Origin of the sequence: Pseudomonas sp. Root569, from assembly GCF_001427465.1 — a bacterium.
GTDB classification, from domain to species: Bacteria; Pseudomonadota; Gammaproteobacteria; order Pseudomonadales; family Pseudomonadaceae; genus Aquipseudomonas; species Aquipseudomonas synxantha.
In genome coordinates, this window is the sequence record NZ_LMGQ01000016.1 from 19,714 (window position 1) to 35,703 (window position 15,990).

General features: G+C 58.2%; 12 protein-coding genes. 11 read left to right on the forward strand and 1 reads right to left on the reverse strand.

What is annotated here, in order from left to right; translation table 11 throughout:
* Positions 1-164 precede the first annotated feature (164 nt).
* Positions 165-1,454 (reverse strand): citrate synthase, encoded by a 1,290-nt coding sequence (gene gltA / locus ASD70_RS15080; protein WP_003233249.1) that lies wholly within the window; start codon positions 1,452-1,454, stop codon positions 165-167.
* Between the two features lie 365 nt (positions 1,455-1,819).
* Between gltA and sdhC the strand changes: the two genes are divergently transcribed.
* From sdhC to ASD70_RS15135, 11 genes are all read left to right on the forward strand, one after another.
* A complete protein-coding gene (sdhC, locus tag ASD70_RS15085) occupies positions 1,820-2,194 on the forward strand; it encodes a succinate dehydrogenase, cytochrome b556 subunit (RefSeq protein WP_003190005.1) in 375 nt (124 codons plus the stop codon).
* Entirely contained in the window at positions 2,188-2,556 is a 369-nt protein-coding gene (gene sdhD, locus ASD70_RS15090; RefSeq protein ID WP_003172805.1) for a succinate dehydrogenase, hydrophobic membrane anchor protein, read from the forward strand. Before sdhC ends, sdhD begins: the two co-directional genes overlap by 7 nt.
* Before the next feature lie 3 nt (positions 2,557-2,559).
* A complete protein-coding gene (sdhA, locus tag ASD70_RS15095; protein ID WP_003190007.1) occupies positions 2,560-4,332 on the forward strand; it encodes a succinate dehydrogenase flavoprotein subunit in 1,773 nt (590 codons plus the stop codon).
* Between the two features lie 11 nt (positions 4,333-4,343).
* Complete coding sequence (locus tag ASD70_RS15100; protein ID WP_034118919.1) at positions 4,344-5,048, forward strand: succinate dehydrogenase iron-sulfur subunit; 705 nt, start codon at positions 4,344-4,346, stop codon at positions 5,046-5,048.
* Between the two features lie 262 nt (positions 5,049-5,310).
* Positions 5,311-8,142: a 2-oxoglutarate dehydrogenase E1 component gene (locus ASD70_RS15105; RefSeq protein WP_043051005.1), complete on the forward strand. Its 2,832-nt coding sequence runs from the start codon at positions 5,311-5,313 to the stop codon at positions 8,140-8,142.
* 44 nt (positions 8,143-8,186) lie between these two features.
* The gene (gene odhB, locus ASD70_RS15110) at positions 8,187-9,422 is read left to right on the forward strand and encodes a 2-oxoglutarate dehydrogenase complex dihydrolipoyllysine-residue succinyltransferase (RefSeq protein WP_046069089.1); all 1,236 of its coding nucleotides are present in this window, start codon (positions 8,187-8,189) and stop codon (positions 9,420-9,422) included.
* A gap of 99 nt (positions 9,423-9,521) precedes the next feature.
* Positions 9,522-10,967, forward strand: a complete 1,446-nt coding sequence (lpdA, locus tag ASD70_RS15115) for a dihydrolipoyl dehydrogenase (RefSeq protein WP_043051007.1) — start codon at positions 9,522-9,524, stop codon at positions 10,965-10,967.
* 204 nt (positions 10,968-11,171) lie between these two features.
* Positions 11,172-12,338 carry an ADP-forming succinate--CoA ligase subunit beta gene (gene sucC, locus ASD70_RS15120; RefSeq protein ID WP_056846835.1) on the forward strand — a complete coding sequence of 389 codons (1,167 nt, stop codon included), beginning with the start codon at positions 11,172-11,174 and terminating at the stop codon, positions 12,336-12,338.
* Positions 12,338-13,219, forward strand: a complete 882-nt coding sequence (sucD, locus tag ASD70_RS15125) for a succinate--CoA ligase subunit alpha (RefSeq protein ID WP_003190013.1) — start codon at positions 12,338-12,340, stop codon at positions 13,217-13,219. The genes sucC and sucD overlap by 1 nt, the downstream gene beginning before the upstream one ends.
* Before the next feature lie 428 nt (positions 13,220-13,647).
* On the forward strand, positions 13,648-14,961 hold the full coding sequence (gene brnQ, locus ASD70_RS15130; protein WP_046069088.1) for a branched-chain amino acid transport system II carrier protein: 1,314 nt from the start codon (positions 13,648-13,650) through the stop codon (positions 14,959-14,961).
* Positions 14,962-15,132: 171 nt separating this feature from the next.
* Positions 15,133-15,873 carry a DUF599 domain-containing protein gene (locus ASD70_RS15135; RefSeq protein WP_056846836.1) on the forward strand — a complete coding sequence of 247 codons (741 nt, stop codon included), beginning with the start codon at positions 15,133-15,135 and terminating at the stop codon, positions 15,871-15,873.
* The last annotated feature ends 117 nt before the right edge of the window (positions 15,874-15,990 follow it).

A 15,990-nucleotide genomic window follows, 5' to 3' on the forward strand; every position in this document is an offset into this window, starting at 1 on the left:
TTATAGCTGGATAGAAAATGCCCCGGTCGAAAGGCCGGGGTATTTTTTTGCCTGAAGATTTGTGTTGGGTGGACTTGCTCCCGATGGCGGTACACCAGGCACCACAAACAAAAACGGCCTCCGCTAAGGGAGGCCGTTCTCATTACAAGCAAGCCGCTAAGTGCTTACTTGCGATCTTCCAGCTTGGTAATGTCACGCGACTCGTAGCCGGTGTACAACTGGCGCGGGCGGCCAATCTTGTACGGGCTGGAGAGCATTTCCTTCCAGTGGGAGATCCAGCCCACGGTCCGCGCCAGGGCGAAGATCACGGTGAACATGCTGGTTGGAATGCCGATAGCCTTGAGGATGATCCCCGAGTAGAAGTCGACGTTCGGGTACAGCGAGCGTTCGATGAAGTACGGGTCGGTCAGGGCGATCTCTTCCAGGCGCATGGCCAGTTCGAGTTGCGGATCGTTCTTGATGCCCAACTCCTTCAACACTTCGTCGCAGGTCTGCTTCATCACCGTGGCACGTGGGTCGCGGTTCTTGTAGACCCGGTGACCGAAGCCCATCAACTTGAACGGATCGTTCTTGTCCTTGGCCTTGGCGATGAAGGTGTCGATGTTCGACACATCGCCGATTTCATCGAGCATGGTCAACACGGCTTCGTTCGCACCGCCGTGGGCAGGGCCCCACAGTGCAGCGATACCGGCGGCGATACAGGCGAACGGGTTGGCACCCGAAGAGCCGGCCAGGCGCACGGTGGAGGTGGAGGCGTTCTGCTCGTGGTCGGCATGGAGGATGAAGATCCGGTCCATGGCCTTGGCAAGCACCGGGCTGATCGGTTTGATCTCGCACGGGGTGTTGAACATCATGTGCAGGAAGTTTTCCGCGTACGTCAGGTCGTTGCGCGGGTACATCATGGGCTGGCCCATGGAGTACTTGTAGACCATCGCGGCCAGGGTCGGCATCTTGGCAACCAGGCGGATCGCGGAAATTTCGCGATGCTGCGGGTTATTGATGTCCAGGGAGTCGTGATAGAAGGCCGACAGGGCGCCGACCACGCCGCACATGACGGCCATCGGGTGGGCGTCGCGACGAAAGCCGTTGAAGAAGGTCTTCAATTGCTCGTGAACCATGGTGTGGTTCTTCACAGTGCTGACGAACTGGGCTTTCTGCTCGGCTGTTGGCAATTCGCCATTTAGCAGCAGGTAGCAGGTTTCCAGGTAGTCCGATTGTTCAGCCAGTTGCTCGATCGGGTAACCGCGATGAAGCAGAATGCCATTGTCACCATCGATATAGGTGATCTTCGACTCGCAGGACGCGGTCGACATGAAGCCTGGGTCGAAAGTAAAACGGCCCGTGGCCGTCAGGCCCCGTACGTCGATAACATCGGGACCAACGGTGCCGGTTAAAATGGGCAGCTCGACGGGGGCTGCGCCCTCGATGATCAACTGCGCTTTTTTGTCAGCCATGTGGCCTCCTATTTATGCTTCAAATCATCAGACAGACCCCCCACGCAGGGCCCGCACCACTATATTGATATAAATCCAGATGTCAATTTGCCTAAAGTCTTGCGCCAGAAGGCTTTAACCGTACTTTTTCGTCGAAATTGACTGCCGTTTACGCCTTTTATCCCGTCAGCGCAATCAGCTATTAGGGTGAGGTGTGCGCGTTGTCATTAGTAACCTAACTGTCTATACTCGGCCACCGACCGCCAAGGGCTTTTGGGCTTGCTTTCATTGGGGGTCGCACTCCCTGGGTGGTGCTTACCTGACCAGTCGCACTCCCCAACAACTTTGCCCTGATTGTTAGGGGCTCTTCAGTGTGAAAAAAAGCCGTGAATAGCCAACGACCTGTAAACCTAGACCTAAGGACCATCAAACTCCCCATCACCGGCGTTACGTCGTTCCTGCACCGTGTTTCCGGCATCATCCTGTTCCTGGGCTTGGGCATCATGCTTTATGCATTGAGCAAATCCCTGGGTTCCGAGGAAGGATACGCCGAGGTGAAGGCATGCTTGACCAGCCCGCTGGCCAAGTTCGTAGCATGGGGCCTCTTGTCCTCTCTCCTGTATCACCTGGTAGCCGGTGTGCGCCACTTGATCATGGACATGGGCATCGGTGAGACGCTGGAAGGCGGCCGCCTGGGCTCGAAAATCATCATCGCCATTTCCGTGGTGCTGATCGTTCTGGCAGGAGTTTGGATATGGTAACCAGCGTTACGAATCTTTCGCGTTCGGGCCTCTATGACTGGATGGCACAGCGTGTGTCTGCGGTCGTTCTCGCGGCTTATTTCATTTTCCTGATCGGATACCTCGTCGCAAACCCGGGTATTGGCTATGAGCAATGGCATGGCCTGTTTTCCCATAATGCGATGCGAATCTTCAGTCTGCTGGCCCTTGTAGCCCTGGGCGCTCACGCCTGGGTTGGCATGTGGACCATCGCGACTGACTACCTGACGCCGATGGCGCTGGGCAAGTCCGCGACTGCAGTACGTTTCCTCTTCCAGGCAGTATGCGGCGTCGCGATGTTCGCTTACTTCGTCTGGGGTGTGCAGATTCTTTGGGGTATCTGATTCATGGCTAACATTCCAACTATTTCATTCGACGCCATCATCATTGGTGGCGGCGGTGCTGGCATGCGCGCTGCGCTGCAGCTGGCCCAGGGTGGTCACAAGACTGCCGTGATCACCAAGGTGTTCCCGACGCGTTCCCACACCGTATCGGCCCAGGGTGGTATCACCTGCGCCATCGCGTCCGCCGACCCGAACGATGACTGGCGCTGGCACATGTACGATACCGTCAAGGGTTCCGACTACATCGGTGACCAGGACGCTATCGAATACATGTGTCAGGAGGGCCCGGCCGCGGTGTTCGAGCTGGACCATATGGGCCTGCCGTTCTCCCGTACCGAGCAAGGTCGTATCTACCAGCGTCCATTCGGCGGTCAGTCGAAGGACTACGGTAAAGGTGGCCAGGCTGCCCGTACCTGCGCCGCGTCCGACCGTACCGGTCACGCGCTGCTGCACACCCTTTATCAGGGCAACCTGAAAGCCGGCACCACGTTCCTGAACGAGTACTACGCGGTTGACCTGGTCAAGAACGCGCAAGGCGAGTTCGTTGGTGTGATCGCTATCTGCATCGAAACCGGTGAAACCACCTACATCCGTGCCAAGGCTACTGTTCTGGCCACCGGTGGTGCAGGCCGTATCTACGCTTCGACCACCAATGCCCTGATCAACACCGGTGACGGCGTCGGCATGGCACTGCGCGCTGGCGTACCGGTACAAGACATCGAAATGTGGCAGTTCCACCCGACCGGTATCGCCGGCGCCGGTGTACTGGTGACCGAAGGTTGCCGTGGTGAAGGTGGCTACCTGATCAACAAGCATGGCGAGCGTTTCATGGAGCGTTATGCTCCGAACGCCAAAGACCTTGCTGGTCGTGACGTAGTAGCCCGTTCGATGGTTAAAGAGATCATCGCCGGCAACGGCTGTGGCCCGAATGGCGACCACGTACTGCTCAAGCTCGATCACCTCGGTGAGGAAGTGCTGCACAGCCGCCTGCCAGGTATCTGCGAGCTGTCCAAGACCTTTGCCCACGTTGACCCGGTGGTTGCTCCGGTGCCGGTTGTTCCGACTTGCCACTACATGATGGGCGGCGTGCCGACCAACATTCATGGCCAGGCGATCACCCAGAACGCCGATGGCCAGGACGAGATCATTCATGGTCTGTTCGCGGTAGGCGAAGTGGCCTGCGTATCGGTCCACGGTGCCAACCGCCTGGGCGGCAACTCGCTGCTCGACCTGGTGGTATTCGGCCGAGCTGCCGGCCTGCACCTGGAGAAGGCGCTGACCGACGGCATCGAATACGATGACGCCACCGACGCCAACATCGAAGCTGCCCTGGCGCGCCTCAACGCTCTGAACGAGCGCACTGATGGCGAAGACGTGGCAACCCTGCGTCGCGAACTGCAAAACTGCATGCAGAACTACTTCGGTGTGTTCCGTACCGGCGAATACATGCAGAAGGGCATTGCCCAGCTGGCCGATCTGCGCAAGCGTATCGCCAACGTCAAGATCAACGATAAGAGCCAGGCGTTCAACACTGCTCGTATCGAAGCCCTTGAGCTGCAAAACCTGCTGGAAGTGGCTGAAGCGACGGCGATCGCCGCCGAGGTTCGTAAAGAATCCCGTGGTGCCCACGCCCGTGAAGACTTTGAAGATCGCGATGACGAAAACTGGTTGTGCCACACCCTGTACTTCCCGGGTGACAAGCGCGTGACCAAGCGTGCCGTGAACTTCTCGCCGAAGACGGTTCCGACGTTTGAACCGAAGATTCGGACTTACTAAGGGTGGCTGCCATGTTGAAAGTCAGTGTTTATCGCTACAACCCTGATCAGGACGCCGCGCCGTTCATGCAGGAATTCTCGGTCGATACCGGTGGTAAAGACCTGATGGTGCTGGACGTGCTGGCCCTGATCAAGGAGCAGGACGAGGGTTTCTCCTATCGTCGCTCTTGCCGTGAAGGTGTCTGCGGCTCCGACGGCATGAACATCAACGGCAAGAACGGTCTGGCGTGCATTACGCCGCTGTCTGCTGTTGTCAAGGGTAACAAGCTGATCGTTCGTCCTCTGCCAGGTTTGCCGGTTATCCGTGACCTGGTCGTCGATATGAGCATCTTCTACAAGCAATACGAGAAAGTTAAGCCGTTCCTGCAGAACGACACGCCGGCTCCGGCCATCGAGCGTCTGCAGTCCCCGGAAGAGCGTGAAAAGCTCGATGGCTTGTACGAGTGCATCCTGTGTGCTTGCTGCTCGACTTCGTGCCCATCCTTCTGGTGGAACCCGGACAAGTTCCTGGGCCCTGCTGCCCTGCTGCAAGCGTACCGCTTCCTGGCAGACAGCCGTGATACCAAGACGTCCGAGCGCCTGGCTTCGCTGGATGACCCGTTCAGCGTATTCCGCTGCCGCGGGATCATGAACTGCGTCAACGTATGTCCCAAAGGCCTGAACCCGACTAAGGCCATTGGTCACATCCGTAACATGCTGCTGCAGAGCGGCGTGTAACTGACGTTGTAGTAATAGCAGGACCGTTGTGCCCGTAAATGCTGCGGCGCAGGCTTCAACCGGCGCCGTAGTTTTAACTTGAGCAGCGACTTACAAAGCCGCGGCTCTTATTTTGAAGAAATGAGACAAGCAGGGGCATTCGGGTTGGTACCCGAACTATCAGCGTGATCCTAAGTGGCTTGTTTTGGTCGCTGCACTTGGCCTTTTGCAAGCAGACTCGGTGTTTTCGCCGGTGGTGTCCCCAAATCGAGGGTGACCAAGCATGCAAGAAAGCGTGATGCAGCGCATGTGGAACAGCGGCTATCTTTCAGGTGGTAACGCTGCCTATGTGGAAGAGCTTTATGAGCTCTACCTGCACGACCCTAACGCTGTGCCAGAAGAATGGCGCACCAAATTTCAGACGTTGTCTTCAGACGGCAACGCTGCCACCGATGTATCGCACGCAACAATTCGCGATCAGTTCGTGCTGCTGGCAAAGAACCAGCGCCGCGCCCAGCCGGTTTCCGCCGGCAGCGTGAGCAGCGAGCATGAGAAGAAGCAAGTTGAAGTACTGCGACTGATCCAGGCCTACCGTATGCGTGGCCACCAGGCAGCCCAGCTTGACCCGCTGGGGCTGTGGCAGCGTCCTGCACCTGCAGACCTGTCGATCAATCATTACGGCTTGACCAATGCCGATCTTGATACGACCTTCCGTGCCGGCGACCTGTTCATCGGCAAAGAGGAAGCGAGCCTACGCGAAATTCACGAAGCGTTGCAGCAGACATATTGCCGCACCATCGGCGCTGAATTTACGCACATCACCGATTCCGAGCAGCGCCACTGGTTCCAGCACCGCCTGGAAGGCGTGCGTGGCCGCCCGGTATTGTCCGCCGATGTGCGCAGCCACTTGCTGGAGCGCGTGACCGCAGCTGAAGGCCTGGAGAAATACCTGGGCACCAAATACCCAGGCACCAAGCGTTTTGGCCTGGAAGGCGGCGAAAGCCTGATTCCGATGCTCGACGAACTGATCCAGCGTTCCGGTTCCTACGGTACCAAGGAAGTCGTGATCGGCATGGCTCACCGTGGTCGCTTGAACGTGTTGGTCAACACCTTCGGCAAGAACCCGCGTGAGCTGTTCGACGAGTTCGAAGGCAAGAAGAAGGTCGAGCTGGGTTCCGGTGACGTTAAGTACCACCAGGGCTTCTCGTCCAACGTGATGACCACCGGCGGTGAAGTTCACCTGGCCATGGCGTTCAACCCCTCCCACCTGGAAATCGTTTCGCCAGTGGTCGAGGGTTCGGTGCGTGCTCGCCAGGATCGTCGTAACGACGCCACCGGTGAGAAAGTCCTGCCGATTTCCATCCACGGTGACGCGGCATTCGCCGGTCAAGGCGTGGTCCTGGAAACGTTCCAGATGTCGCAGACTCGCGGCTTCAAGACCGGTGGTACCGTTCATATCGTCATTAACAACCAGGTCGGCTTTACCATCAGCAACCCGCTGGATGCGCGCTCCACTGAGTACGCCACCGACGTTGCCAAGATGATCCAGGCGCCGATCCTGCACGTGAATGGGGATGACCCGGAAGCCGTGCTGTTCGTGACCCAACTGGCTGTCGACTACCGCATGCAGTTCAAGCGTGATGTGGTGATCGACCTGGTTTGCTACCGCCGTCGCGGTCACAACGAAGCGGACGAGCCAAGCGGCACTCAGCCATTGATGTATCAGCAGATCACCAAGCAGCGCACCACTCGTGAGCTGTACGCCGAAAGCCTGACCAAGGCCGGCGTGGTGGATGATGAGCGTGTCCAGGCCAAAGTCGACGAATACCGCAACGCCCTGGACAATGGCCTGCATGTAGTAAAAAGCCTGGTCAAGGAGCCAAACAAAGAGCTGTTCGTTGACTGGCGTCCGTACCTGGGCCACACCTGGACTGCGCGTCACGATACCTCCTTCGACTTGAAGACCTTGCAGGAACTGTCCGCCAAGCTGCTGGAAATTCCCGAAGGTTTCGTCGTTCAGCGCCAGGTGGCGAAGATCTACGAAGACCGTCAGAAGATGCAAGCCGGCGGCCTGCCGATCAACTGGGGTTACGCTGAAACCATGGCGTACGCGACCCTGGCGTTCGAAGGTCACCCGATCCGCATGACCGGCCAGGACATCGGCCGTGGTACGTTCTCGCACCGTCACGCGGTTCTGCACAATCAGAAAGACGCTTCCACCTACATTCCGTTGCAACACCTGTACGAAGGCCAGCCACGTTTCGACCTGTACGATTCGTTCCTGTCCGAAGAAGCCGTACTGGCGTTCGAATACGGCTACTCGACCACCACGCCGAACGCGTTGGTGATCTGGGAAGCCCAGTTCGGCGACTTCGCCAACGGTGCCCAGGTGGTGATCGACCAGTTCATCACCAGCGGCGAGCACAAGTGGGGTCGCCTGTGCGGTCTGACCATGCTGCTGCCACACGGTTATGAAGGTCAGGGCCCTGAGCACTCCTCGGCCCGTCTGGAGCGTTACCTGCAGCTGTGTGCCGAGCACAACATCCAGGTGTGCGTGCCGACCACCCCGGCGCAGATCTACCACTTGCTGCGTCGCCAGGTGATCCGCCCGCTGCGCAAGCCGCTGGTCGTACTCACGCCGAAATCGCTGTTGCGCCACAAACTGGCCGTCTCGACCCTGGAAGACCTGGCCGAAGGTTCGTTCCAGACCGTGATTCCAGAGATCGACACACTGGACGCCGCCAAGGTCACTCGCCTGATCCTGTGCAGCGGCAAGGTCTACTACGATCTGCTGGAAAAACGCCGTGCCGAAGGCCGCGAAGACATCGCTATCGTGCGTATCGAGCAGCTCTACCCGTTCCCGGAAGATGACCTCATGGAGATCATCGCGCCTTACACCAACCTCACCAATGTGGTGTGGTGTCAGGAAGAACCGATGAACCAGGGCGCCTGGTACAGCAGCCAGCATCATCTGCGTCGCAGCATCGGCAACCACAACAAGGCCCTGGGCCTGGAGTACGCCGGTCGTGATGCTTCTGCTGCACCTGCCTGTGGTTATGCGTCGATGCACGCCGAGCAGCAGGAAAAACTGCTGCAAGATGCTTTCACTGTTTAACGCCTTCGCGCTGACTGAAACCGAATTTTAAGGACCTACAGATAATGGCTATCGAAATCAAAGCCCCGTCATTCCCGGAATCGGTTGCCGATGGCACCGTTGCCACCTGGCACAAGAAACCAGGCGACGCCGTCAAGCGTGACGAGCTGATCGTTGACATCGAGACTGACAAAGTCGTACTCGAAGTGTTGGCTGAAGCTGACGGCGTGCTGGGCGCAATCGCTGATGGTGCCAATGAGGGCGACACCGTACTGTCCAACCAACTGCTGGGCTCGATCGAAGAGGGTGGCGCTGCCGCCGCGCCGGCCGCTGCTGCTCCGGCTGCTGCGCCTGCCGCTTCGGCGCCTGCTGCCGCACCGGCTGCCGCTGGCGAAGACCCAATCGCTGCACCGGCTGCACGTCAACTGGCTGATGAAAACGGCATCAACCTGGCTTCCATCAAGGGCACCGGCAAAGACGGCCGCGTGACCAAGGAAGACGTGGTTGCTGCCGTTGAAGCCAAGAAAAACGCCCCGGCTGCCGCACCTGCCAAGGCTGCTGCTCCGGCTGCCGCTGCTCCGGTATTCGCTGCCGGCGATCGCACCGAGAAGCGTGTACCGATGACCCGTGTACGTGCCACCGTCGCCAAGCGTCTGGTTGAAGCCCAGTCGAACATGGCGATGCTGACCACCTTCAACGAAGTCGACATGACCGAAGTCATGGCCCTGCGTTCGAAGTACAAGGATCTGTTCGAGAAGTCCCACAACGGCGTGCGCCTGGGCTTCATGTCGTTCTTCGTCAAAGCGGCCACCGAAGCGCTGAAGCGCTTCCCGGCAGTCAACGCCTCCATCGACGGCAGCGACATCGTCTACCACGGCTATGCAGACATCGGCGTTGCCGTGTCCAGCGACCGTGGCCTGGTGGTTCCGGTACTGCGTAACGCCGAGCTGATGAGCCTGGCTGAAATCGAAGGCGGCATCGCCGGCTTCGGCAAGAAAGCCCGTGACGGCAAGCTGACCATCGACGAGATGACCGGTGGTACCTTCACCATCACCAACGGTGGTACCTTCGGTTCGATGATGTCGACGCCGATCGTCAACCCACCGCAAGCCGCGATCCTGGGCATGCACAACATCATCCAGCGTCCGATGGCCATCAATGGCCAGGTCGTGATCCGCCCAATGATGTACCTGGCACTGTCTTACGATCACCGCCTGATCGACGGTAAAGAAGCCGTGACGTTCCTGGTGACCATCAAGAACCTGCTGGAAGACCCGGCTCGCCTGCTCCTGGACATCTGATAGAAGCAGCCGCAAGTTGCGAGCTACAAGCTGTAGGAAAAAGCAGCTTGGCTTGCGGCTTGTGGCTAAAAGCTTGTCGCAAATAGAGGATCTATTTTCATGACACAGAAATTTGACGTTGTAGTGATTGGTGCAGGCCCTGGCGGCTATGTTGCCGCCATCAAGGCCGCGCAACTGGGCCTCTCGACTGCCTGCATCGAAAAATACACCGACAAGGAAGGCAAGCTGGCGCTGGGCGGTACCTGCCTGAACGTTGGCTGCATTCCTTCCAAGGCGCTGCTGGACAGCTCCTGGAAATTCCACGAAGCCCAAGACGGCCTGGCCATTCACGGTATCCAAGGGATCAGCCGTGAGACCCTGCGCATGGATGTTCCTGCCATGGTCGGCCGTAAAGCCAACATTGTTAAAGGCCTGACTTCCGGCGTTGCTACCTTGTTCAAGGCCAACGGTGTGACTTCCATCCAGGGCCACGGCAAGCTGCTGGCCGGCAAGAAAGTCGAAGTCACCAAGCCGGACGGTTCGGTTGAAGTCATCGAAGCCGAAAACGTGATCCTGGCCCCAGGCTCGCGCCCAATCGACATTCCACCGGCTCCGGTTGACCAAAACGTAATCGTTGATTCGACCGGCGCCCTGGAATTCCAGGCCGTGCCTGCGCGTCTGGGCGTGATCGGCGCCGGCGTGATCGGCCTGGAGCTGGGTTCGGTCTGGTCCCGCCTGGGCTCCAAGGTCACCGTGCTGGAAGCCCTGGACACGTTCCTGCTGGCTGCCGACACTGCCGTGTCCAAAGAAGCGCTGAAAACCCTGACCAAGCAAGGCCTGGACATCAAGCTCGGCGCTCGCGTGACCGGCTCCAAGGTCAACGGCGAAGAAGTCGTGGTGACCTACACCGACAAGGATGGCGAGCAAACCATCACCTTCGACAAGCTGATCGTGGCTGTTGGCCGCCGTCCGGTGACCAACGACCTGCTGGCTTCCGACAGCGGTGTAGAGATCGACGAGCGTGGTTTCATCCATGTCGATGATCATTGCTCTACCGCTGTTCCAGGTGTTTACGCCATCGGTGACGTGGTTCGCGGCATGATGCTGGCGCACAAGGCTTCCGAAGAAGGCATCATGGTTGTCGAGCGCATCAAGGGCCACAAGACCCAGATGAACTACGACCTGATCCCATCGGTTATCTACACCCACCCGGAAATTGCATGGGTCGGCAAGAACGAACAGCAGTTGAAAAACGAAGGTGTTGAAGTTAACGTCGGCACCTTCCCGTTCGCTGCTTCTGGCCGTGCCATGGCAGCCAACGACACCGGTGGTTTTGTCAAGGTCATCGCTGATGCCAAGACTGACCGCGTATTGGGCGTCCACGTGATTGGCCCAAGCGCTGCAGAACTGGTTCAGCAGGGCGCGATCGGCATGGAATTCGGTACCAGTGCCGAGGACATCGGCATGATGGTCTTCTCCCATCCGACCTTGTCCGAAGCGCTGCATGAAGCCGCGTTGGCAGTGAATGGCGGCGCCATCCATATCGCCAACAAGAAGAAGCGCTAAGCGAGATAATAAGAAACCACGGCGGAGTTGCCCGTCGTGAGCCTTGCGCGCAAGTCTCACCGCGGAATATCCGCTGGACGCAGCCTTGCGCAGCTTTACGGGCCTTGAGCCCCGCAGGTTGCGCAAGCAGCAGTCACAGGTGGCGCGGCACTCATAATGAGCGCAGCGCCGAATGCGCAGTACCTAACGAAGACGGTAAAAAGCATGAATCTTCACGAGTATCAGGGTAAGCAGCTGTTCGCTGAATACGGCCTGCCAGTTTCCAAGGGCTACGCAGTAGACACCCCGGAAGCAGCAGCAGAAGCTTGCGACAAAATCGGCGGCAGCGAGTGGGTTGTCAAAGCCCAGGTCCACGCCGGTGGTCGCGGTAAAGCGGGTGGAGTCAAGCTGGTTAAGAGCCGAGAAGAAGCCAAGGCCTTCGCACAGAAGTGGCTGAATCAACGTCTGGTAACTTACCAGACTGATGCCAATGGCCAGCCAGTTTCCAAGATCCTGGTTGAATCGTGCACTGATATCGCTAAAGAGCTGTACCTGGGCGCTGTCGTTGACCGTTCGAGCCGTCGCATCGTATTCATGGCCTCCACCGAAGGTGGCGTGGACATCGAGAAGATTGCCGAAGAGTCCCCAGAAAAAATTCTGAAGGCTACTATCGATCCACTGGTTGGCGCTCAGCCATTCCAGGGTCGTGAACTGGCTTTCCAGCTGGGCCTGGAAGGCAAGCAAGTTGCCCAGTTCGCCAAGATCTTCGTAGGTCTGGCCAAACTGTTCCAGGATCACGATCTGGCCCTGCTGGAAGTGAACCCACTGGTGATCAAGGCTGACGGCGATCTGCACTGCCTCGACGCCAAGATCAACATCGACGCCAACGCCATGTACCGTCAGCCTAAGCTGAAGACCTTCCACGACCCGTCGCAAGACGACAAGCGTGAAGCGGACGCTGCCAAGTTCGAACTGAACTACGTAGCCCTGGAAGGTAACATCGGTTGCATGGTCAACGGTGCTGGCCTGGCCATGGGTACCATGGACATCGTCAACCTGCATGGCGGCAAGCCAGCCAACTTCCTCGACGTAGGTGGTGGCGCTACCAAAGAGCGCGTTACCGAAGCGTTCAAGATCATCCTGTCCGACTCCAACGTCGCTGCAGTACTGGTCAACATCTTCGGCGGCATCGTTCGTTGCGACATGATTGCCGAAGGCATCATCGGTGCAGTGAAAGAAGTCGGCGTCAAAATCCCGGTTGTTGTGCGCCTTGAAGGTAACAACGCTGAACTGGGCGCTAAAGTACTGGCAGAAAGCGGTTTGAACATCATCGCGGCTACCAGCCTGACCGACGCTGCTCAACAAGTTGTCAAAGCTGCGGAGGGCAAGTAATGAGCGTCCTGATCAATAAAGACACCAAAGTTATCTGCCAGGGTATTACCGGTTCGCAAGGTAGTTTCCACACCCAGCAAGCCATCGAGTACGGCACTCAGATGGTTGGCGGTGTAACGCCGGGCAAAGGCGGTACCGAGCACCTGGGCCTGCCAGTGTTCAACACCGTGAAAGAAGCGGTAGAAGCCACTGGCGCCACCGCCAGCGTGATCTACGTTCCAGCTCCTTTCTGCAAGGACTCGATCCTGGAAGCGGCATTCGGCGGCATCAAGCTGATCGTGTGCATCACCGAAGGCATTCCTACCCTGGATATGCTGGACGCTAAAGTTAAGTGCGACGAGCTGGGCGTAGTCCTGATCGGCCCTAACTGCCCAGGTGTGATCACCCCAGGCGAATGCAAGATCGGCATCATGCCCGGTCACATTCACTTGCCAGGTAAAGTCGGTATCGTTTCCCGTTCCGGCACCCTGACCTACGAAGCTGTGAAGCAGACCACTGACGCCGGTTTCGGTCAGTCGACTTGCGTCGGCATCGGCGGTGACCCGATCCCGGGCTCGAACTTCATCGACATCCTGAAGCTGTTCCAGGAAGACCCGAAGACCGAAGCGATCGTGATGATCGGTGAGATCGGCGGTTCGGCTGAAGAAGAAGCGGCTGCCTACATCAAGGCACACGTGACCAAGCCGGTTGTTTCCTACATCGCTGGTGTGACTGCCCCTGCGGGCAAGCGCATGGGCCATGCTGGCGCAATCATCTCTGGCGGCAAAGGCACTGCAGACGAGAAATTCGCTGCTCTGCAAGACGCAGGTGTTAAAACCGTGCGTTCGCTGGCAGACATCGGCAAGGCCCTGGCCGAGCTGACCGGTTGGGCTGTCAAGTAAGCCTCGCGCTTAGCTGACGCTTCACCACACAAAGGCCACCTTCGGGTGGCCTTTGTGCATTCTGGGTCTGGGATATGGCCCTTCTGTAGGAGCGAGCTTGCTCGCGAAAAACGTCGACGATAACGCGTACTTCCTGAATGAACGCGGCGCCTGTGAGTTTTTCGCGAGCAAGCTCGCTCCTACGAAAAACCTATATTGCTAAATTAAGTATGAAAACGCGACATTTGAATGTCGCTTATCGGACAGTGCGCCCCGCAACAGTGCGTTTGTCAGTCTAATTCTGTACCCTAACCGCCTCTTTATGCGTCCGCATCCCAAAAGGAAGCTGCGCGCTAGTACGGTCAGCCCTCATCAGGGCCGGCAGCATTTCCCTCATCCATAGGGAAGCCCTCTCTAAATTCCGATTCAGTAGTGTGGTATTTCCTCAAATGAAAGTGTTGAAAAGCCAGGATATCCTGGCGTTGGGCTTTATGACCTTTGCCCTGTTCGTGGGCGCCGGCAACATCATCTTCCCGCCCATCGTTGGCTTGCAGTCCGGGCCCCATGTCTGGATGGCGGCGCTGGGCTTCTTGATCACCGCGGTCGGTTTGCCGGTGGTCACCGTGATCGCCCTGGCCAAGGTCGGTGGTGGCATGGATGCGCTGAGCAGCCCGATCGGCAAGATCGCTGGTGGCCTGCTGGCGGCGGCGGCGTACCTGGCGGTAGGGCCACTGTTCGCGACCCCGCGCACGGCGACGGTGTCATTTGAAGTGGGTCTTGCGCCGTTGACCGGTGAAAGTCCGTTGGCGCTGTTCCTCTACAGCTCGGTGTATTTCCTGGTGGTGTTCTTCGTCTCGCTGTATCCAGGCCGGTTGCTGGACACCGTAGGTCGTTTCCTCGCACCGCTGAAGATCATTGCGCTGGCCATCCTCGGTATCGCCGCGTTTGCCTTGCCTGCCGGCGAAGTAGGGGTTGCCACTACGGAATACGTCGCCGCGCCGTTCTCCCAAGGGTTTATCAATGGCTACCTGACCATGGATACCCTGGGCGCCCTGGTGTTTGGCATCGTGATCGTCAACGCGATCCGCTCCCGGGGTGTCGAGTCGCCCAAGCTGATCACCCGCTACGCGATCATTGCCGGGCTGATTGCCGGCGTGGGCCTGGCGCTGGTGTACGTCAGCCTGTTTCGCCTGGGCTCGGGCAGTCATGCCGTGGCTGCTGGCGCCAGCAACGGCGCCGCGGTACTGCACGCCTATGTGCAACATACGTTTGGCTCCCTGGGCAGCGGCTTCCTCGCTGTATTGATCTCCCTGGCGTGCCTGGTCACCGCCGTGGGCCTGACCTGCGCCTGCGCCGAGTACTTCAGCAAGATCCTGCCGCTGTCCTACAAAACCCTGGTAGTGATCCTGGCAGTGTTCTCGTTGTTCGTGTCCAACCTGGGCCTGACCAAGCTGATCGCCTTCTCCATTCCGGTACTCACCGCCATCTACCCACCGTGCATCGTGCTGGTGGCGCTGAGCTTCTGTAAGGATTTCTGGCAGGAGCAAGGGCGTATTGTCGGGCCGGTAATGCTGGTGTCGTTTATCTTTGGCTGCATCGACGCTCTCAAGGGGGCGGGCCTGGCGGATTGGATGCCAGCGCAATTGACCCACCTGCCGCTGAGTGAGCAAGGCCTGGCCTGGCTGGTGCCATCAGTGATGACCCTGGTCGTGGCGGTGGTGGTCGACCGCCTGCTCGGCAAGCGTAGCGAAGCCATCGCATAACAGATTGTTTGAGGCTGTATTGAAATGCCCCGTATCAATCGATACGGGGCATTTTTTATGCGTATGAGGTTACATATTTCTAAAGTTGTAACCCGGTAAGAGTGGAAGGAGGGTTTGCCCTCTCTCAAAGTTTACCGCGTTCGCCACACCCTCTCATGTAATAGGACCTGCATGTCGTTCGTTGAAACCAACCAAGCCCACCTGCTCGCCGCAATCTGGTTTGTTATCTGCTGGGGCGGCTATTCCCGTTACGCCACCTGGAAAGCCCGTGACACCGCGTGTCTGGCCAGCGTGCTGCATCTGTACCGCGAAGACTGGATGCGCCGCATGCTATTGCGCGATAACCGCATCGCCGACGCTAGCGTGATCGGCAACCTGGAACGCAATGCCTCGTTCTTTGCTTCCAGCACCTTGATCATTCTCGCCGGTATTCTCACTGTGCTCGGCGCTTCCGAACGGGCGGTGTCGTTGCTGGCGGACATTCCCATGGTGCAGCAGGCGTCCCGTGGGATGTCGGAGATCAAATTGCTATGCCTGGCACTGGTATTTGTCTACGCTTTTTTTACCTTCAGCTGGTGCATGCGCCAGTACAACTTTGCGGCGGTGCTGGTGGGTTCGGCGCCGATGATCGGTGAGCGACAAGTCTCGGAACAGGAGCGCAAAGCGTTCGCGTCCCGGGCGGCGCGGGTGATTTCCATGGCGGCCAACCAATTCAACCTTGGGCTGCGTTCTTATTATTTCGGCATGACCATGCTGGCCTGGTTTGTCAGTCCTTGGCTGTTCATGTTGTTGAGCGGCGGGGTGGTGCTGGTGCTCTATTACCGAGAGTTTCATTCCGCGGTGCTGCAAGTGATGGTCTATACCCCGACCGATATGTCTGCGCCGGAGTCGGTCAAAGAGGCCGCACGCTGATTACGCCTGTGCCCGGCGCAAAATAAGCTGTCTAGTCCTGAAATAGGTTTACACCTGTTTCAGTCTCAAACCGCCCGATGCACCGCATCGGGCGTTTTGTATTTCAGGGACAGGTGT

Excerpts from the sequence above, each read along its gene's own strand:
- gltA (WP_003233249.1), bottom strand. The coding sequence starts at position 1,454 with ATGGCTGACAAAAAAGCGCAGTTGATCATCGAGGGCGCAGCCCCCGTC.
- sdhD (WP_003172805.1), top strand. The coding sequence starts at position 2,188 with ATGGTAACCAGCGTTACGAATCTTTCGCGTTCGGGCCTCTATGACTGG.
- sdhA (WP_003190007.1), top strand. The coding sequence starts at position 2,560 with ATGGCTAACATTCCAACTATTTCATTCGACGCCATCATCATTGGTGGC.
- ASD70_RS15100 (WP_034118919.1), top strand. The coding sequence starts at position 4,344 with ATGTTGAAAGTCAGTGTTTATCGCTACAACCCTGATCAGGACGCCGCG.
- ASD70_RS15105 (WP_043051005.1), top strand. The coding sequence starts at position 5,311 with ATGCAAGAAAGCGTGATGCAGCGCATGTGGAACAGCGGCTATCTTTCA.
- odhB (WP_046069089.1), top strand. The coding sequence starts at position 8,187 with ATGGCTATCGAAATCAAAGCCCCGTCATTCCCGGAATCGGTTGCCGAT.
- lpdA (WP_043051007.1), top strand. The coding sequence starts at position 9,522 with ATGACACAGAAATTTGACGTTGTAGTGATTGGTGCAGGCCCTGGCGGC.
- sucC (WP_056846835.1), top strand. The coding sequence starts at position 11,172 with ATGAATCTTCACGAGTATCAGGGTAAGCAGCTGTTCGCTGAATACGGC.
- sucD (WP_003190013.1), top strand. The coding sequence starts at position 12,338 with ATGAGCGTCCTGATCAATAAAGACACCAAAGTTATCTGCCAGGGTATT.
- brnQ (WP_046069088.1), top strand. The coding sequence starts at position 13,648 with ATGAAAGTGTTGAAAAGCCAGGATATCCTGGCGTTGGGCTTTATGACC.
- ASD70_RS15135 (WP_056846836.1), top strand. The coding sequence starts at position 15,133 with ATGTCGTTCGTTGAAACCAACCAAGCCCACCTGCTCGCCGCAATCTGG.